Source organism: Marasmitruncus massiliensis (assembly GCF_900186535.1).
In the GTDB taxonomy this organism is placed as follows: Bacteria; Bacillota; Clostridia; order Oscillospirales; family Ruminococcaceae; genus Anaerotruncus; species Anaerotruncus massiliensis_A.
Map to the genome: position 1 here is coordinate 268,515 of NZ_FYDE01000004.1, position 19,475 is coordinate 287,989.

Annotated in this window: 17 protein-coding genes and 1 pseudogene; 15 read left to right on the top strand and 3 right to left on the bottom strand. The window is 44.5% G+C overall.

Going from position 1 to position 19,475, the window contains the following annotated elements:
- The first annotated feature begins 3 nt into the window (after window positions 1-3).
- The 3 genes from C1A10_RS05280 to C1A10_RS05290 are packed head-to-tail and all read left to right on the top strand — an operon-like array spanning window position 4 to window position 3,973.
- Window positions 4-1,506, top strand: coding sequence for an AAA family ATPase (locus C1A10_RS05280; RefSeq protein WP_101909256.1), 1,503 nt, complete (start codon window positions 4-6; stop codon window positions 1,504-1,506).
- A gap of 9 nt (window positions 1,507-1,515) precedes the next feature.
- Window positions 1,516-3,027, top strand: a complete 1,512-nt coding sequence (locus C1A10_RS05285) for a hypothetical protein (protein WP_101909257.1) — start codon at window positions 1,516-1,518, stop codon at window positions 3,025-3,027.
- A 4-nt stretch (window positions 3,028-3,031) separates the two neighbouring features.
- Window positions 3,032-3,973 (top strand): hypothetical protein, encoded by a 942-nt coding sequence (locus tag C1A10_RS05290; RefSeq protein ID WP_101909258.1) that lies wholly within the window; start codon window positions 3,032-3,034, stop codon window positions 3,971-3,973.
- 90 nt (window positions 3,974-4,063) lie between these two features.
- Here the strand turns inward: C1A10_RS05290 and C1A10_RS05295 are convergent.
- From C1A10_RS05295 to C1A10_RS05305, 3 genes and pseudogenes are all read right to left on the bottom strand, one after another.
- Window positions 4,064-5,224, bottom strand: a pseudogene (locus C1A10_RS05295) (IS256 family transposase).
- Window positions 5,225-5,543: 319 nt separating this feature from the next.
- On the bottom strand, window positions 5,544-6,674 hold the full coding sequence (locus tag C1A10_RS05300; protein WP_101909259.1) for a hypothetical protein: 1,131 nt from the start codon (window positions 6,672-6,674) through the stop codon (window positions 5,544-5,546).
- Window positions 6,671-7,993: a hypothetical protein gene (locus tag C1A10_RS05305; protein ID WP_101909260.1), complete on the bottom strand. Its 1,323-nt coding sequence runs from the start codon at window positions 7,991-7,993 to the stop codon at window positions 6,671-6,673. The genes C1A10_RS05300 and C1A10_RS05305 overlap by 4 nt, the downstream gene beginning before the upstream one ends.
- A 944-nt stretch (window positions 7,994-8,937) precedes the next feature.
- Here C1A10_RS05305 and C1A10_RS05310 point away from each other — a divergent pair.
- The 12 genes from C1A10_RS05310 (at window position 8,938) to C1A10_RS05365 (ending at window position 19,336) form a co-directional block, all read left to right on the top strand.
- Window positions 8,938-9,507, top strand: coding sequence for a CD3072 family TudS-related putative desulfidase (locus C1A10_RS05310; protein WP_242968841.1), 570 nt, complete (start codon window positions 8,938-8,940; stop codon window positions 9,505-9,507).
- 100 nt (window positions 9,508-9,607) lie between these two features.
- Window positions 9,608-10,168, top strand: a complete 561-nt coding sequence (locus C1A10_RS05315; protein ID WP_101909261.1) for a CD3073 family putative ECF transporter S component — start codon at window positions 9,608-9,610, stop codon at window positions 10,166-10,168.
- Window positions 10,169-10,468: 300 nt separating this feature from the next.
- Complete coding sequence (locus C1A10_RS05320) at window positions 10,469-11,140, top strand: aspartate/glutamate racemase family protein (RefSeq protein WP_101909262.1); 672 nt, start codon at window positions 10,469-10,471, stop codon at window positions 11,138-11,140.
- 42 nt (window positions 11,141-11,182) lie between these two features.
- Entirely contained in the window at window positions 11,183-12,253 is a 1,071-nt protein-coding gene (locus C1A10_RS05325) for a DctP family TRAP transporter solute-binding subunit (RefSeq protein ID WP_101909263.1), read from the top strand.
- 77 nt (window positions 12,254-12,330) lie between these two features.
- On the top strand, window positions 12,331-12,813 hold the full coding sequence (locus C1A10_RS05330) for a TRAP transporter small permease (protein ID WP_242968843.1): 483 nt from the start codon (window positions 12,331-12,333) through the stop codon (window positions 12,811-12,813).
- Window positions 12,813-14,084 carry a TRAP transporter large permease gene (locus tag C1A10_RS05335; protein ID WP_101909264.1) on the top strand — a complete coding sequence of 424 codons (1,272 nt, stop codon included), beginning with the start codon at window positions 12,813-12,815 and terminating at the stop codon, window positions 14,082-14,084. Before C1A10_RS05330 ends, C1A10_RS05335 begins: the two co-directional genes overlap by 1 nt.
- 102 nt (window positions 14,085-14,186) lie before the next feature.
- Complete coding sequence (locus tag C1A10_RS05340; RefSeq protein ID WP_207654715.1) at window positions 14,187-14,930, top strand: FadR/GntR family transcriptional regulator; 744 nt, start codon at window positions 14,187-14,189, stop codon at window positions 14,928-14,930.
- Between the two features lie 13 nt (window positions 14,931-14,943).
- A complete protein-coding gene (locus C1A10_RS05345; RefSeq protein ID WP_101909265.1) occupies window positions 14,944-15,297 on the top strand; it encodes a cupin domain-containing protein in 354 nt (117 codons plus the stop codon).
- 52 nt (window positions 15,298-15,349) lie between these two features.
- Window positions 15,350-16,150 (top strand): beta-keto acid cleavage family enzyme, encoded by an 801-nt coding sequence (locus tag C1A10_RS05350; protein WP_101909266.1) that lies wholly within the window; start codon window positions 15,350-15,352, stop codon window positions 16,148-16,150.
- A gap of 13 nt (window positions 16,151-16,163) precedes the next feature.
- Window positions 16,164-17,603: a four-carbon acid sugar kinase family protein gene (locus C1A10_RS05355; protein WP_101909267.1), complete on the top strand. Its 1,440-nt coding sequence runs from the start codon at window positions 16,164-16,166 to the stop codon at window positions 17,601-17,603.
- Window positions 17,604-17,658: 55 nt separating this feature from the next.
- Window positions 17,659-18,492 carry a class II fructose-bisphosphate aldolase gene (locus C1A10_RS05360; RefSeq protein WP_101909268.1) on the top strand — a complete coding sequence of 278 codons (834 nt, stop codon included), beginning with the start codon at window positions 17,659-17,661 and terminating at the stop codon, window positions 18,490-18,492.
- Window positions 18,493-18,712: 220 nt separating this feature from the next.
- Window positions 18,713-19,336: a recombinase family protein gene (locus C1A10_RS05365; RefSeq protein WP_101909766.1), complete on the top strand. Its 624-nt coding sequence runs from the start codon at window positions 18,713-18,715 to the stop codon at window positions 19,334-19,336.
- Window positions 19,337-19,475 lie beyond the last annotated feature (139 nt).

Consider the following 19,475-nt stretch of genomic DNA (forward strand, 5'->3'; position numbering starts at 1 on the left):
TTCATGCAAAAAAAATTCGAGGATATTCTTGCCTCTTATGTTGATGCACTACATCCCATTATCTATATTAACCACTTTGACTTTTCGGTAATTGATGATGCATTAAAAAATATTGGTCAGGGAGTTAAGATCGCAGAGTTTAATAATGCACTTGGAGCAATTGACTTCCAAACGAAAAGTCCCATGTTGGAATGCGATTTAGAACATTTCTTAAAATTGTCTATGGATGATGGATTCGAAATCGATACATTTATTGTTCTTAAAGATGTTCACCAAGAAATGGAACACCCCAAAATCATTGCTTTGCTTAAAAGAATTGCAGAGGACAACTTATATCGCGACGATTACCACTGTACTGTTTTTATTGTTTCCTCTAAGACAGTCATTCCTTTGGAGCTTGAAAATTATATAACAGTTTTTGATATACCATTGCCAACAAATATTGAAATTATGGCAATTATTAATGATTTCATAAATGACTTGAATATTCAAGCTCCGCAAGAGGTTCTCAATGATATTACCCTTTCATTCAAAGGTCTAAACGAGTTTCAAATCAAACAGATTCTTAATTTAGCATATCAAGATGGTGGTTGCATTGATGCTGAGGATAAGCAGTTAATTTTGAAGGAGAAAGAACAGTTCATAAAAAAGGCTGGAATGCTTGAAATCGTTAACTTTAGGGAAACAATTAACGATATTGGTGGATTGGAAAACTTAAAAGAATGGCTGAGAAAAAAAGCGAAAATATTTGCGAGCCTTGATAAGGCAATTAAGTTTGGTGTTGATATCCCTAAGGGAATTATGATTATCGGTATGCCAGGTTGTGGTAAGAGCTTAACAGCTAAGGCAACTGCTGATTTGTTTCAGATTCCTCTAGTTAGATTAGATGTAGGAAGACTTCTCGGAAAATATGTTGGTGAATCTGAGGATAATATGCGAAAAGCACTCAAGCTTTCCGAGGCAATTAGTCCCTGTGTTTTATGGATTGATGAAATTGAAAAAGCTTTTGCCGGTGTTGGAGGTGACGGAGGCGGTAGCGATGTTACTACTCGCCTGTTTGGACAATTTTTAACATGGATGCAGGAAAAAGAAAATACTGTATTTATCGTTGCAACTGCAAATGATATTTCAAAAATGCCTCCCGAATTTTTACGAAAGGGCAGATTTGATGAGTTGTTTTTTGTTGATCTACCAAATGGTGAGGAAAGAAGAAAGATTCTTGAAATTCATTTAAAGAAACGAAGCAAATGGAACAAAGGTATTGACTCAATTGCTTTAATAAAAGAAACGGATGGATTTAATGGTGCAGACTTGGAGGCAGTTGTCAAAGATACTATTGAACTTGCATTTATAGATGGCAGAACAACACTCACAACAGCAAATTTAATAAAATCTATTAAGGATACAAAATCAATCTCCAGCACCTTAAAAGAAAAAATCTCACAAATCAAAGAGACCATTAGCAAAATTGATATAAAGCCGGCGAGTAGAGCTGACGAAAAATAGGAGAATATTATGGATGAAAATATGAACGACAATCTTTTACTTATTGATGATATGCTCCAACCACCAATAGGCGTAGATGTGGGAATAAAACTTAAACCAATTCAAAAGCAATTTATGCAGAGTTATATTGCCCATAAAGATGAAATGCCTGTTGAAAAATGGCTTATCATGGAAATGAAGGCAAATTTGCCGGAAAAACCAGATATGGAAATTGCAGCAATAAGCTCTGAAATAATATCAACCATAAAAACCAGCGAGGAGAAAAAGGCTTCTCTAGAGAAAGCTATTGCAAATGGAAGAAGTAAGGAATCGTGGTTTGCCAGTGAAGCGAAAAACGCCACCTCATTTATGAGTGCTCAAGAAGCATCGACCTATCTGAAAAGCTTGGATAAAGCGCTTAATAATGCTAACGAGTCGCTGTATAGCACTATTTCAACACAAGCTGGTGTTATAAATCTTAACCCACATTTAGATGGATTTATAGCAGAACAATACCATGCACAGACGTTTAACTTAAATGCAGAAGCAACAGGCAGCCAATATCGTGCAAAAGTATTGCAGCCTGATGGTACTGGATACACTAAAAATTCGGTTGATGTTGTGATTATGGACGACAATGGAAAAGTTGTAAAACGTTATCAATCCAAGTACTGTAAGGATGCAGAAGCAACAGCGAAGGCTTTTGATAATGGAGATTATCGTGGTCAGCAAAAATTAGTGCCAGAAGATCAAAGTGCAGAAATTCAAAAGAAAAATACTACCGTACTGGAAGCACCTGATGGAACAACAAGCAATCCGCTTACAAAGCAAACGGCGAAAGAATTACAAAAAGAGGCACAAAGTGGAAATTGGAATGACCTTAATTGGAATAATTACCGAGCTAAGGACTTAGCATTAGGCATTGGAAAGCAGGCTGGACAGGCAGCTCTTTTGGGAGCATCTATTGGTGTAGGATTCGATGTCGCGCAAAAAGTATGGAGCAAAGAAGAGATTAATGGCGAAGAAATTGTAGAGACAGCACTATCTTCTGGCGCAGACTTTGGCGTTAAGGCTGCCGCCGCTGGAGCTCTAAAGGTCGGTGCCGAGAAAGGTATTATTTCTGTAATTCCCAAAGGTACGCCTGCAGGTACTATAGCCAATATTGCATTTGTCGCAGTAGAGAACGCCAAGGTTATTGGCAAAATGGCTACTGGTGAGCTAACTGTCAAAGAAGGCATGGATAAAATGGAGCAAGTGACGGTGTCCACTGTCGCTGGCATTTCAACAAGCGTAAAGGGCGCAGCCCTTGGAGCAACCATTGGGACTGTATGTGGTCCAATCGGCACTGCTGTTGGGGGATTCATCGGAGGCACAGTAGGCTATATGGCGGGTTCAAAAATTGGCGAAACTATCGCTAAAAGTGTACAGAAAATCAGAGAAAACACTCGAGAAGTGCTCAAATCCATAAGTGGTGCTATTTTATCAGGAGTTGGCAATTTTTGTAGCGGCGTGACGAGTTTTTGCAGTCTGTTTGGGTGGTAAGGTTATGGAACAAAAGAACTGTGTAGCTTTTTTAGACTTATTAGGTTTTTCTCATTTGGTTGAAACTGATATACGTCTTGCGTCTGAAAATTTAGATTATTTTAATCATATTATACAGACTAAGATAGTAGATGATAAAATTCAGCCTTGGCAAAAAGAAGCCGGAGAACTCCAGCAATTCGTCCGCAATTCAGGAGTGACCGCTATTGAAAATTTAATCAGCGTTAGCGATTCAATCATTATCTCGGGATCTGATTGTGACAACTTTATAATACAAATGTGTAATTTGATATCAAGTATGTTGATTCAGTCAGGAGAACCTTTTAATAAGCCGTTTACAGATATTAATACCGTGTCATATGAATACGATAATAATTTCGAAACTCATACTACAAGTAAGCTTTCTAAAAGTGCGTTTCCTTTGCTGTTTCGAGGTGGGTTTGTAATAGGAGAAAAAGATGATGTAGAGTTTTTTGATAATCTAAAAATACAAGATGGATGCGTTAGTAATAAAAGCGGAAATGTTTTTGGAAAATCTTATGTTGAAGCTGTAAAATTAGAATCATCTGGGAAAGGTCCCCGTATATTTTGCAAAAAAAATATAACAAACAATTTATCAAGTGAGTTTGCTGAAATTGTTGTTCCCACTGAAATATCGGGAATATGCGAAATCATATGGACCTTTTATGCCTTCGAGAGCATGGAAAACTGTTCAAATAAACAGGAAAATCTTAAAAGATGTTTAACTAAAACGATTTTTCCCATCGCAGAAAATTTATATCAATATTATTTAATAAAGTCACCATCTGTAGCGGAACACTACTATCAACTTATTGTTCTAATCATTAAAGGAGCCCGCTTATACTGTATTAAAAACAATATTTGTCAGAATGATATAGAAAAATATTGTAAGAATATATTTGAAGAAATGGGAAGTGACATATAGTTCAGGTAGTGTCAAGAGTTATGCGCAAATAGGTTTGCAGTCTCTGAGGGAATGAAGTCATCCGGCAATGCAAGCGTTCTCAGCCGCCGCCTACAGATGCTTCATGTTTTCATATACTTTTTGTTGCTCCACTGGGTACCTGCAACATGCCGGAGCCGTGCACAGACCAGCATGAGGGCAGAGTTCCTATCGAGGAAACATCCCATCACATGTGTACGCCTAAGAATCTCTCGGTTGAGCCGTTCAATGACATTGTTGGTACGAATGCGTGTCCAGTGCTCAAAAGGGAACGATGTGTATGTAAGCGTCTCCTCCACATCGTCCTCTACCTTTTTGGTAGCCTCCTTTAGCTTCATCTCTTTGAGTGCGGCAACCACATCTCTGGCCTTTGCCAGTGCGGCGGCCTTACTCTCCTGAGCATGAATCGCCTTGAGCATCTTTGCCACCAGCTTGCCTTTGGAGCGAGGGACAAAGGAGAACACATTGCGGCAAAAGTGCACCACGCAACGCTGGTATTTGGCGTCCGGGAACACTTCACCCACAGCCTCCAGCATGCCCCGGCACTTGTCGCCGACTATGAGTTTCACGCCGTCCAAGCACGGCTGCGGAGCCACTGGAAGAAGCCGACCCAGCTGGCCTTGTCTCTTCTTTCATGCCCTCAGCAGCACCCAAAACCTCTCGGTAGCCGTCCTCATTGACGGCGATTGCCACCAGAATGGCTACATTCTCGTACTCTCCGCCCCAGTTGCGGCGCAGGTAGATGCCGTCTACATAGACATATGGATACCTTCCGTCCTGCAAGGGGCGGTTGCGCCAGTCTTCAATGTGGACGTAGGCTTTCTTGTTCAGCTCGCTAATGGTGGAGGGCGATACCTTGCTGCCCCAAAGCGCCTCCGTGATATCCTCCACTCGGCGAACAGAAACACCAGCAAGATACATTTCGATGAGTGCTTCCTCTACGCTGCTTTCCCTGCGGCGATACCTCTCGATGATGGCAGTCTCAAACGAGATCCCCTTGAGCCGCGGCACATTGAGCGTGACGTCGCAGGAGGTAGTGGTGAGATTGCGGCTGTAATGGCCGCTGCGGTAGCCTTGCCGTTCCTCGCTGCGCTCATATTTGGCAGCTTGCGTCAACTTATCCGCCTCGGCCTCCAGCAGACCGTTGAGCGTTTCTTCCACGCTGCCGCGAACCAGTTCTTTGATCTGGCCCTTGATTACTTCCTCATTAAGCTGTACAATTTTTTCGGACATGGTTTGCTGTCTCCTTTCAGAATGGTGTGTCGTGACTTCATTCTAACAGAGAGCTGCAAACCGTGTCCCTTTTTCAATTTGCGCAACTTATTCTACCTTATCACCTTGATTATTACAATAACCGTCGCAGAAAGGCAAAACTGAAGGGCTTACCGCCTGCAATTCACAGACAGCAAGCCCTTCAGGCTGCTTAATTCATTATTTGTCTAACTTTTTGGGGTCATTTTATTTCGTCCTTTGTGCTTGCTTTTCCGTACCTGTTTGTCTGCATATCATATCTCTATGCACTTTGCGATTATATGTCTTATTTTTTAATTGACTATTTTTCTGTTATAATAAAACTATCTGAATGTTTCCAGATGAATTCTAGTTTAAAACCTGTTGCACTGCTAATAAATGCAATAATATTTTTACAAGCCTTTAATTGCTCTATTAAAGCTGTAGGTTTACTATTAAAGCGTTGAAATAATTCTATTTCAAACGGTTTATCTTTTAATACGAATTCGAAAAATATAAAATCCATATTATTTATTAAGTTTATGTACCACTCTGGATTACGAAATGATCTTTCTATCAGTCCAATTAAGTTTTTTGTATATTTAGGCGGTATAAATTTAATGGGTGCTATTATTGAGCTATTGCTTAAAAATTGCTTAGGAATTTTATTCTTTATTTCCTCATTTGCATATTGAATTACCGTATTAAATAAGTTCATTATATGCTTATCATCACTGTTGCCAAAAGTTAATCTTGATTGTACATATTCTAAGATCCCGAACGGACTTAAACCCATTAAATTATCACATATTTTTAAAAATGAATACGAAGTTAATAAAATTGCCTCGCAAACTAAATATTTTATCGCTTGAATTTGTTTTTCATCGTTTATAGATTTAAGTGATTGAATTAAAGAAGCTATAATGCTAATTGATATATTAAGACTTGTATAGGGTTGGTCAAGAAAATATTGTTTGTGAATAGTAGTTAAATATTCTGTAATAGATTGATTGGTTTTTAATGCTTCTTCTATGCTTTTAAGAAAATTGGAATAATATTCAAAATCACAATAACCTTTTCCTTCACTATGGATATATGAATCTACCTCATTTTGAGTAATGACTTTTACGTTGCATTCATTTGCAAAATGAAATACTTCTTGTGTTGCTTTAGGAAGAGCCACATATATTGAGTCTGCTTTCAAAAACGAGCCTAGGCCTTTTGCCCAGAAAATCCTTTCATACGGTTTAGAGCGTGCTTTGTTTTTGCAGTCGCAAATGACCCTAATTTCTCTAAAAGGATATGAAAAGCTAATTGCTGTAACATCAACGTCTGTAACATCCTGTTTGCTACCTGCTTGGACTGGAAGTGAGCGCCTAACAAAATAACCTTGCTGTTGAAAAATTTGGCTAATTGAATACTCAAACTCAGTTCCTTTTCCATCTAAATTCATCGAAGAGCACCACCTGTCCTTAAGGATTCAAGTATTTGACTCTGTATTTTTAATATTGGTTTAGGCTTGTTAGCTTCCATTTTTGTTCTTCTTTCTTCAGGAGTAACAAAAGAAGAAGGCAATGAATCATAAAAGCTATTGTCCACTGCTGTTTGATCAATTTTCTTTCCGTAATAAATCATTTGCTGCACTAATTCTCCAACTTCTTTTTGACGCAGGCGCATATTGAACATTGATCCTGAAGAATGAGTAACTTGAATAACACCCATTTTTTCCAATAGTTGATAGTCTTGTCCGATAGCTGTACAGGGACCCACCCAATCTCCTCTGTTTAATTTATTAAGAATATTATTCATTTTGCTGCTAGAACAAATAGAACCTCTTCCATAATTTGACTTGTATTCTCCATACCTTAAACAACTTAGTAATAATTTTGCACTATGAAAAATATCTTGATTCCAATAGTTAGCACCGATACCTACACCAACTAAATGTGGAGTCGTATAGAAAACAGCATTCCCATGTTGAGATTCAACGGTAATCCCATTAAGTAATCCTACTCCTTCCATAGTCCGAATTGTTTCTGAAGATATTTTTTTCTCAAGATTAGTATTTAAATATCCTTGCTCTTCTTGTATTAATTTTAATACCGCTTCTATGTCATTTCTTTGAGAAGCGGAAACTCCGTTTAGTGCTTTGGTTATCTTCTTTATGTCGCCTCCGAATGCATATTCATTATAATATATCTTTTCATTATCAATTTGATTGACCTTTACCAAATCAAAAGTATCTTGTATAGAAATTGTGCTATCAACAATTTTTTCTGGCATTGAATAAGTATTGCATAGCATATTTTTATATTCATCAAAAGTTCTAGGCATATCAAATGTCGCTTGTAAACCACAAATATTAGATCTTTCTAATTCAGAAGGATCCAAGTACTCAAATATGTTATTTACTGTCTCCAATGCATCTTCTTGTGAAAAGCAATATATTTCCAATTCACTAATTTTCCCATGTATATCTTTGCTAAAATCGACTTTTTCTTGCTTCTTTAATAAATCTGTATACGTATTTATTTCTGCAGGGACAATCCCTGATTGCCTTGCAAAAGCTCTTAATATATCATATGTTATAATTTCTTGTTTGTCCGCTAAAAGCTTGCTAAGCAACAATCCACATTTTCCAGCCTGCTCAGTTACATTCAAGCTATCTAATTCCATAGTATCTGTGCGTATTTTTTTGAGGTGCTTTACAACATTCATTATCCATGACGCTTTAGTTAATGCATCTATAGATTCTTGAATCGTAGTACTCATTTTTATCCTCCTAAAATACCAAAATTAAGCTCATATCATAACAACTATTATAATATTAGCACAATAGTGTAGTATTTCAAGATATTCTGACTAAAATAATCTCATTATGCTTAAATTAGTTTGATAAATGGATAATTTTTGAATGAAAAAAATTATCAAATTTTAGATAAATTACGTGTAAGCCACTTGTAAGCCAAGGCCTATATTATCACGCGAAATCTCCATTGGCTTACACACGAAACGTGTAATTTCTCTTACACCGATACTAATAAAAGCCCATGGAATCAACAAAAAAGCCCTGCTGGTTTTTTACCAGCAGGGCAAAAATTCGTTATTGATGCAGTCAGAGTCTGTCGTGCTACCATTACACAATCGGGCATTGTATAAAGCTGTTTCTCGCCGAACAGCTTTATCATTATAGCGCGGACGACCATCTTTGTCAATATATTTTCGAGAAGAAAATACAGAAAAAGAGGTAAATTCCATTTTTCATGGTAAAAATATATTACTAATTTGCAGGGCCTTTAATTTAAGATGACAGCAGTGAATGGGCGTAGACAGAGAGCAACTCTGCCCTCCTTGACACACCTAAAGAACTGGATAAAGTTACGATATACATCGTCTGTTGATTTCCGATGACATCGATCAACGAACAGTGGTGTGAATAAGGTTTGACAACAGCAATCGATTCTTCATCATCCGAGATATCGAAAAATTGGCGGACCAATCCCCCTTAAATCAAGCCTGCTCCACAAATTCCCGCTCTATATTGATGTAATCAATCCCACTGAATTTACTAATCATTTTTATTGCTTTGATTGCCCCCACGGCTTGACTTTTGAAAAATAACATGAATAATAAGGATTACTGCCAGTGGAAACGATGGACAGCAGCCGGTTGCGTGGTAGGATTGTTTTCACTATACATGAAAGGGTGTTGCCTGTATGATGGAAAATAACGATTCTCGTGTCCTGCGCAAAATTGCAGTTGTCAGCCACTGTATTTTGAATCCTGCGTCGAAAGTCTTCGCACCCGGCAATCACCAACTGGAACAAGAGGAGTCGCTGCGCAAGAAATTTCTTTATGCTGCGCTGGAATGCGGAATAGATCTGCTCCAGCTGCCATGCCCGGAGTTTACGCTTTATGGCTCCATGCGCTGGGGGCATGTCAAAGAACAATTTGACAATGTATTTTTTCGGGCACACTGCCGCAGGATACTGGAATCGGTTGTGGAACAGCTTGCGGAATATGCGGTCCATCCGGAACGGTATCTGATTCTTGGAATTGTTGGTATCGACGGCAGTCCCAGCTGTGGGGTGTCCGTGACCTGCCGGGGAAGATGGGGAGGCGAGCTGGAAAGCGCCGACCGGCTGGAACAAAGAATCGCATCTGTCCAAACTGTAAGGGAAAACGGCGTTCTGATGGAAGAATTAAGTGCTCTGCTGAATCAATATAATCTTTCGCTTCCGATCATGCCCTTGGATGATGCGCTATTGGAAAGGATATTAAAATAGATAAAATCTATAAATAATGGTTCGAATAGAAATTACCAATTAGACACACGCAGATATGTATGCTATATTGAGTCCACCTTGTTTTGGGAGGATGAAATCAATGGCAACTACAAAAACGCGGGTCTTAGTGTTAAGTGCAATTGCAATCGCCTGCAATATTGTCCTTGGAATTGTGACCAGTGCCCTCAAGCTTCCGCTTTATCTGGACACAATCGGTACGGTTTTTATCGCAGTCTATGCGGGGCCGCGGTATGGAGCAGCTGTCGGCGGTCTGACAAATCTTCTCACAGGGATCATCTTCAGCCCGAAAGATATTCCTTTTCTGCTCGTAAGCGTTGCGATTGGTTTGATTGTCGGCTATATTGCGAAGAAATTTCCTTATAATCTTGTGGTTGCGATAATAACGGGACTGCTGTTAAGCGTAGTGGCGCCCCTGATTGGTACGCCGATTGGTATCTGGGTATATGGCGGACTTACCGGTACAGGGATGGACTTTCTGGTGATCTGGCTGAAACAGAGTGGGAACAGCATCTTTGTTTCTTCATTTATTCCAAAGATTATTAATAATCTGCTTGATAAAACAGGCACCTGTCTGCTTGTCTACTTTTTGCTGAAAGGTTTGCCTGCGCAGTACAGGCTTCAGACATCAGTCTCTAAATAACCGTAGCAATGTAGCGCCGGTTGAAACAGAATATCGATGATCGTCCCCTGTAAGCCCCCTTTACGGTTTACAGGGGACTTTTTATGCGCAATCAATCCCAATTGGCTATTATGTAGATAATTAGTCTTGTATTTTGTGTAAGTGTATAAATTAATTAGGGAATACGATGGGATTTTATAGATAATTTTGGTTTAAAAGCGAATATACAAATCAAACTGGAATGATATAATAGGCACATAGAGCATACATCCTACGTTGAACATATACCCTACAAAATCCAATGCAAAAGGAGCAAACACTATGAAAGTCGGAATTGTTTACACAAGCACGACCCCGGAACTGATTGATCTTGTTGAGAAGGAGCTGAGGAAAAACGTCGGTGAGAAGGCGGAATTTGTCAGCTTTCAGGATCCTTCCATTCTGGCGGAGGTGCGGGACAGCCAATATGTTACCCCGGGAGCATCGGCCAGACTCATCGGCCTGTACACACAGGCAATCAACGCGGGGGCGGATGTTATTCTCAACTGCTGCTCTTCGGTTGGCGAAGTTGCGGACTGTGTGCAGGATATGGGCCGGTTTACCGGAATCCCGATTGTACGGATTGATGAGGAGATGTGCCGTGAGGCGGTGCGCAAGGGCAGCCGTATAGGCGTTATGGCAACGCTTAATTCCACTTTAAATCCTACCAAGAACACGATCCTGCGTGTTGCTCGGGAAATGAATAAACATGTGGAACTGGTTGACGCACTGTTGGAAGGCGCGTTCGGACTCTCACAGGAGGAGTTTAAACAGCGGATGCTTGCGAAAGCCATGGAAATCGTGGATAATGTTGACGTGATCCTTTTTGCGCAGGGCTCTATGGCGTATTGTGAGGAGCTGATTCATGAAAAATCCGGAAAGCTTGTCGTGTCAAGCCCCCGCTTTGGTGCGGAAGCCGTTAAAGAGGCACTTGAAGCCAAGGGGCTTCTCTGATAGAACAGAAACATTCGAATCATTTCGGGGAGGAAATTTAAAATGTTAAAAAAAGTTCTCGCACTACTTCTGGCATCTTCTATGACCCTCTCGCTGGCCGCGTGCGGCGGCAGCGCCAAGAGCAATAACGCTGCTTCCGGTACTGCGGCCGGTGCTTCCAGTGCCGCGGCAGCCGGCGGAAAGGCAATTACCCTGAATTTCAGCCACACACAGGCTCCGAACTCGGTGAGTGATATGGCTGCCAAAGAATTCAAGAAAATTATTGAGGAGAAAAGCGCGGGCAGCATCAAAGTAAACATCGTGACGAACTGCGGGCTTTCCGGAGGCGATTTGACGAAAGCGCTGGAAATGACTACGGCGGGGGATATTGACATCCATGCCGCCGCCCCGACGAACGCAGCGAACTTTGACCCCCGGTTTTATATTTTCTGGATGCCCTTCCTGTTCCCGACAATGGATTCACTCCTGAAGGTTTGTCAGAGCGAAGAAATTTACAACGAAGTGGACAGCTGGTGCGCTGACATGAACATGAAAATGCTCGGCTTCCATAACGCGGGTGCCCGTCAGCTTTCCAACAGCAAAAAAGAAATCCGTACTCCGGAAGACCTCAAGGGCATGAACATCCGTGTCCCGGGTGCACAGCTCTTTATCGACCTGTACAGGGACTGCTTCGGCGCGAACCCGACCGCAATGGACTTCTCCGAAGTTTATACCGCATTGCAGCAGAAGACCATTGACGGGCAGGAAAATCCTGTCAGCGTATTCGACTCTTCCAAATTTAACGAAGTTCAGAAGTATATTACCCAGTGGGATTATGTAAGAGACACCACCGCCTGGTTCATGAGCAAGAAAACCCTGGACAAGCTTTCTCCGGAACAGCAGACGATGGTTATGGATGCGGCAAAACAGGCGCTTGACTGGGCAAATACTTACGTCACTGAAAATGAAGAAGAAATCGTAAAGAAACTGGAAGAAGAAGGGGTAACCGTTACCAAGCTGTCCCCTGAAGAGCAGAAAGCATTTGCGGATGCCGCCGCGCCGCTTTATGAAAAGTACACCGAGACAATCGGCAAAGATGTAATCGACCTGTTCCAGAAGGTCGCAAACGGCTGATCATTCGACAAACAAAGCCGTCTTGAGCGGATTCAAGACGGCTTTGCTTCTTCAATATGGAGGAAAGGTAGAAAAATATGAAGAAATTCATAGATAACTTTGAGGAATACATGTGTTCCGCGGGGCTTGTGGTGATGACAATTTTCACATTCCTTGGCGTTATTTCCCGCAAGCTGCCGCAGGTAAACCTGTCCTGGACCATGGAGCTGGTTACCACTATGTTTGTCTGGGTCTGCGCCCTTGCTTCGGCGGCGGCATTTAAAACCAATTCCCATATGGGCTTCTCGTACCTGACTGATAAACTCAGAGGAATCCCGCGCGGAATCCATAAATGGCTGCGTGTGGCAATCATCTTTGCAAACTATGCGTTGTGGATTATTTATGGATTCAAAATGGTGGCCGATCAGATTGAAAGCGGCCTGGTGACTGCCGTTATGGCTACCCCGGGCTGGCTGATTGGTCTGGCTGTTCCGATTTCCGCAGTGCTGACGGTCATCCGTATTTTGCAATATGAGCTTGGATACCGGTTCGGCAAAAAAGAGAAGGGAGCGCTTCAATAATGAGTTCAACGGTTATCCTGTTTGGAACGCTTGCGATTTTTATTTTTATCAATATTCCGATTTCGGTTTCTCTGGGCCTTTCCAGCGCGATCACGTTACTGTATATCGGGATGCCTGTAACAGCGATGCCCTCTATTCTGCAGGCGACGGTGCAAAAGTTTTCCCTGCTCACCATCCCGCTGTTCGTTTTGGCAGGCGTCATTATGGACAAGGGCGGCATCTCAAAACGGTTGATTAATATGGCAAACAGTATGATCGGCCCCATTCACGGCGGCCTTGGTTATGTTTCGGTTGTGACCGCAATGTTTTTTGCGGCAATTTCCGGTTCCGGTACCGCGACGGTAGCGGCGATCGGTTCCATCCTGATTCCGTCGATGATCAAGCAGGGCTATGACGCGGGATATACAAGCGCCCTGTCTGCGATATCCGGTTCTCTGGGAACCGTCATTCCGCCTTCCATCACATTCCTGATTTATGGAATGATTACCGGTGAATCGATCAGCAACCTGTTCCTTTCCGGCATCATTCCGGGTGTCGTATTTGCGACCTGCCTATGCGTTTCCGTGTTCATCATGGCGCGTAAAAACGGCTGGAAAAGCAACGATGCCCGCGCTTCCTTCAAAGATTTCCTGCATTCTCTCAAGGATGCTTTCTGGGGCCTGATGAGCCCTGTGATTGTCCTCGGGGGTATTTATTCCGGTATCTTTACGCCGACGGAAGCGGCGGCGGTCGCGGTGATTTACAGCTTTATCGTCGGTGTTTTTATTTATAAAGAACTCGATTTCAAAAAGCTGGTGCAAACGCTCAGCGAGACTGCGATTACCACCGGTATCATCCTTCTGATCATCATGAATGCGGGTGTCTTCGCATGGCTGCTGACTCAGCAGGGCATCGCGGCGCAGCTGACAGAAATGGCGCTGGCCTTAACTACCAATAAATATGTGATGCTGTTTGTCATCAACATTATCTTCCTGATTGCCGGCTGCCTGATGGACAACACCAGCGCCATGTACATCCTGGTGCCGATCATCATGCCGATCGCGCAGGCGCTTGACATTAATATGATACATCTGGGAACCATCATTGTGTTGAACCTCTCGATTGGCCAGGTAACGCCTCCGGTCGGACCGAACCTTTATGTGGCCGCCGATATCGGCAGGGTGAAATTCGAAAACATCTGCCGCAAAATGGTGCCCCTGATCATCATGTCGCTGATTGCCCTGTTTATCATCACCTATGTGCCGTGGTTCTCGCTGGCATTAATTAAGTAGCCATTGCCGGGAAGGCAAACAGAAATCTTGCATTACGGCTTTCGTTTGATGTATACTTAAGCCATAAATAGTAAAGAAACAGCGAGCGAAGGATGGATGGATGTGGCACAAAACAAAAGCCTTTTGAGCGCCTCATTGGCGAATAAATCGGTGGTTGACCGTGTGGTGGATCAGATCACGGCGGCAATCATCAGCGGGGAGCTTAAACCGGGAGATAAAATTCCGACGGAAGTGGAATTATGTGAATCGTTTGAAGTGGGAAGAAATTCCGTTCGGGAAGCAATTAAGGTTTTGGCTTCATTCGGCGTGTTATATATCAAGCGGTCGGAAGGCACCTTTGTCAGCGATCAGTTTCATCATCGAATGCTGGAACCCATGCTCTATGGCCTAATCCTGCAAAAGGATTCCGCCACGGAGATCATGGAGCTGCGGCAGGTGTTTGATACGGGAATCATTCAGGTGGCTGTGGAAAAGGCGTCTCCGGAAGCTCTGGAACAAATGAAAAGCGCCCTTGCAGATCTTGAAAGGGAAATCCTCTGTAAGGACGCTTCCCCCGAAAAAACGCTTGAGGCAGATATCGCGTTTCATAACGCTGTAATCCGGTCGACCAATAATATCCTGATTTCGAATATTGCCGGGTATATCGACCGGATTACGATTCCGTCCCGCGTGCGCACCATGCAGAAAATTCTTGCGAGCGGAAAACAGTCCGACTTTATAGATCTGCATAAGCGGATTGTGGAAGTGATTGAGAACCGCCAGGCTGAACGCATTGCGCAGACTGTAAAGGATCACTATCAGTTCTGGAGGTTGGAAGCCTCCCCAAAAAAGCAACAGAAAAAGTGAGGGTCAAATCATTATGATTTATAGAAAAGCCGGTGAGATTGTACCGGTGCCACTGGAGAATGTGATGGGCGGCGAAGGCACCGTCATGATGGAAAAGCTGCTGATGGCGCCGGAGGAAATGCTCGGGAAAGGCAGGGCTTATGTCCGCCACACCTTAAATCCCGGAGTCAGCATTGGCCAGCATAAGCACGAGAACGAAATGGAATCGATGGTGATTGTTTCCGGACGCGCTGTCCATGTGATCAACGGGGAAACGCAGCATCTGGCAGCTGGCGACATCATTGCGGCGATGCCGGGCGACACCCATGGCATTGCCTGTGAGGGTGAGGAACCGCTGGTTCTGATCGCTCAGGTGCTTTATCAGTAAAGTTGTATCTGACTAAGTAGTATGTAATACGTAGGTTGAAGGGGCTGCATTTATGGATAAGGTTTTATTATCGGTTGCACCTGTATCGGCATCCGACACGCATATTGACCCGAAAAAGATCGCCGAGGATGTCATCGCCTGTGAAAAAGCAGGCGCGGGCATGGTGCACCTTCATGTGCGCGACGCGCAGGGGAAACTGACCCCAAACTTGGAGGTCTTCCGGGAAACGATTGAACGGATCAGGGAAAAATCCAACATCGTTATTGAAGCGTCCACAGGCGGGGTATCCAACCTGACGATTCAGGAACGCTGCGCGCCGCTTTATTACGATAAGGTGGAATGTGCGTCCCTGAATGTCGGGTCGGTCAACCTCGGCACAGCGGTCTACCAAAATCCGATTGACGAGGTTCGGTTCTGCGTGCAGGAGATTATCAAAAACAAAAAGACCCCGGAGGTGGAGGTTTTTGAGCTTGGCATGATTCACACAACAGTGCAGCTGTATCAGGAGTTTTCGATACCGGATCCACTGCTGTTCAGCATCGTGCTGGGACACGAGGGAGCCGCTCCCGCGACTGTTGAGGCGCTGATTGCAATGCGCGGCTTTATTCCCGGCAACATGCTGTGGGGGATTACCCATGCGCACCGTGTGAACAACGACATCATCTGTGCGGCGGTGGGCATGGGCGCAAAAACCATCCGTGTCGGATTTGAAGACAGCAATTATATGGATGCGGGAATGCAGAGTGAAACCAACGCGCCGATCGTGGCGCATTTCACAAAGCTTCTGGAGAGTATGGGCAAGTCACCGATGACTCCGGATGAAGCGCGCGAGACCTTCCGCATCGGACGCTGAAGGGAGGCAAACGATGAGTAATACGCTGGAACCCCTGTCCGTTTCGGTGCTTTCCGGTTTTCCGGAGCCGGACAGAGCGTCTGTTAGGCGTGCATATGAACAGGAGCTGTCCAGACTGAACCGCAAAATTGTGGTTCTGGATGATGATCCGACTGGTATCCAAACGGTACACGACGTATCTGTATATACCGATTGGAAAAAAGAAACCCTGCTGGAAGGATTCCGGGAGAAAGGCAGCATGTTTTTTGTCCTGACCAATTCGCGCGGATTTACGGTAGAGCAGACACGGGTGGCTCACCGCGAAATTGCCCAAAATATCGCCGCGGCCGCCAAAGCGGCTGGCTCCGATTTTCTTGTCGTCAGCCGCGGGGACTCCACGCTGCGCGGCCACTATCCGCTGGAGACACAAACGCTCCGCCAGATTCTGGAAGCCGAAACCGGCAAGGCCTTTGACGGGGAAATCATCCTGCCGTTTTTTAAGGAAGGCGGACGTTTCACCATCGGCAATGTGCATTATGTCAGGGACGGCGACCGGCTGATTCCCGCCGGCCAGACTGAATTTGCAAAGGACAGGTCGTTTGGCTACCGCTCCTCCGACCTTACAGAGTGGTGCGAGGAAAAAACGCAGGGGGCATACCCGGCGAAAGAGGTCACCTGCATCTCCCTGGAAGATCTGCGGGCTGGAAAGGTCGACAGCATTGCAGAGCAGCTGAAGGCCGTATCCGGATTCCAAAAAGTCGTCGTCAACGCCATTGATTACTGTGATGTGGAGGTATTCTGCACCGCGTTTATAAAAGCGGTGCTTTCAGGCAGGGAATTCCTGTTCAGAAGCGCCGCCGCGCTCACCAAAGTTCTGGGCGGGGTGCCGGACAAGCCTCTGCTGACGAAGGAAGAGCTTGTGGAGCCGGGCAATGTCAACGGCGGGATTGTGCTCGTCGGCTCCCATGTCAATAAAACCACGCTGCAAATGGAGGAACTGCGCCGCTCCAAATTTCCGATTGCGTTCCTTGAGTTTAACCAGCACCTTGTGCTGGTGAAGGGCGGCCTTGCGGGAGAGGTTGACCGCGTGGTTGCGCTTGCGGAAGAAAGAATCAGAAACGGGCAGACCGTCGCCGTCTACACCAGACGCGACCGGTTCGATCTGCCGACCGACGACCCGGATGAACAGCTGCGCGTTTCAGTCGAGATTTCGGATGCGGTGACCAGTATTGTGGGGAAACTTTCTGTGCGTCCGAACTTTATCATTGCAAAGGGCGGTATTACGTCAAGCGACGTCGGCACCAAAGCGCTGCATGTAAGGCGCGCGACTGTCATGGGGCAGATTCAGCCCGGCATTCCGGTGTGGATGACGGGTGCGGAAAGCAAATTCCCCAATATGCCGTATATCATTTTTCCCGGCAATGTCGGCGAACAGGACACCCTGCGCAAAGCGGTAGAATTGTTGATGCAATAACAAGCAAGGCGCCTGAATCCATTCAGGCGCCTTACTTGATAGAGGAGGGCACAGGATGCTGACCAACAGTATCACACTTTTAAAAGACGCGCGGGCGCATGCCCAGTGCATACCGGCATTCAATATTTATAATCTGGAGACGGCGCAGGCAGCCTTTCAGGCGGCCAGGCTGGCGCAGAAACCGGTGATTGCGGCGTTTGGCGAGGGATATCAGGAGAATGCGTCGCTTTTGGTGATTGCTGCGATTGTGAAAACGCTGGCCGGACAGCATCCCTATCCTGTCGTGCTGCATTTGGACCATTGCAAAGAGATCGACACGATCTACAGGGCAATTGACGCGGGCTTTACTTCCGTGATGTATGACGGGTCCCGCCTGCCTCTCAAAGATAATATCGCAAACACCCTGCGGGTGGTGCAATATGCGCATGAGAGGGGTGTCGGCGTGGAAGGGGAACTGGGCTGCATGAACCCGGAGGACGGGAGCGAAATGCCCGACAGCATCAGCCACAGCGCTTACACGGACGTGAATCAGGCGCGGCGGTATGCCAAGGAAACAGGGGTCGACAGTTTGGCGGGTGCGGTAGGCAATGCGCATGGTTTGTATAAGGGCACTCCACATCTGCATATGGAACGCTTGGAAGAGATCTATCGCGCCGTGGAAATTCCTTTGGTGCTGCACGGATGTTCGGGGATTCCCGCCGGGCAGATACGGCAGGCAGTATCCATTGCGGTGGCGAAGATCAATGTCAACACCGAGCTTGCACTGGCCGGAAGCAACCAAATTGCGGCGCTGCTGCGGGAAAAAGAAACTATGCGTCTTGAAAAACTGATGCTGGGAGCCCGGGAACGCATGGCGGAAGTCATGAAGTCCTTTTTTGATTTTGCCTGACGGGAATTGCTTCTGAGATATGGGAAAGCGTGTCACACGGACGATGTTCTGTGTGACACGCTTTTTGCCGTCCTGACGGGGGCATCAGAAGTTCACTGCTTGATGTCTGGATATATTTACCGCATGAAAGATTAAGCAAAATGGGTTTATTTGCTTGGAAAAACAGCTTAAAATGGAGAAAAAAGGCAGCGGCCTTAAATATTTCTATTGGAGGAAAAACATGTCTGGGAAAGTTTACGGGTACATAAGGGTTTCAAGCAAGGATCAAAACGAGGACAGGCAAATCATTGCCATGCGGGAAAAGGACATTCCTGAAAAGAATTGCTTTATCGATAAACAGTCCGGAAAGGATTTTGAGAGGCCGGCTTATCAAAAATTGATTGCCACGTTAAAACAGGGGGATCTGCTTGTCGTTAAAAGCATTGACCGGCTGGGGCGCAACTACAAAGAAATTATGGAGCAATGGCAAAAGATCACAAAGGAAATCGGCGCGGATATCACAATTCTGGATATGCCGCTTCTTGACACAACAAACAGCAAAGACCTGCTCGGGACTTTTATCAGCGATATTGTTTTGCAGCTGCTTTCATTCGTCTCGGAAAATGAACGGGAAAACATCCGCAGGAGGCAGGCGGAGGGGATTGCCGCGGCAAAAGCGAGGGGAATCAGATGGGGCGGCAGATATAAAGAAATGCCGGCTGAATTTCCGGAACTTTACCGTCAGTGGATGAAAAAAGACATCAGCCTGAATGAATTCGCCGGGCGGTGTGGTGTCTGCAAGAGCACCCTGTTTAAAAGAATTAAGGAGTACCGTGGCAATCATCATTCCGTTTCAGGTAAATAGCGAATAAAAATTTAGAAAAATATGTCGAAATTTGTTGAAATTGGAAATTTTCGATGTTATAATAAATAAAAATATACGGTTTTAACTCCATTGAAGTACACTTCAATGGAGATTTTTTATTTCTTCTAATTTACTGATA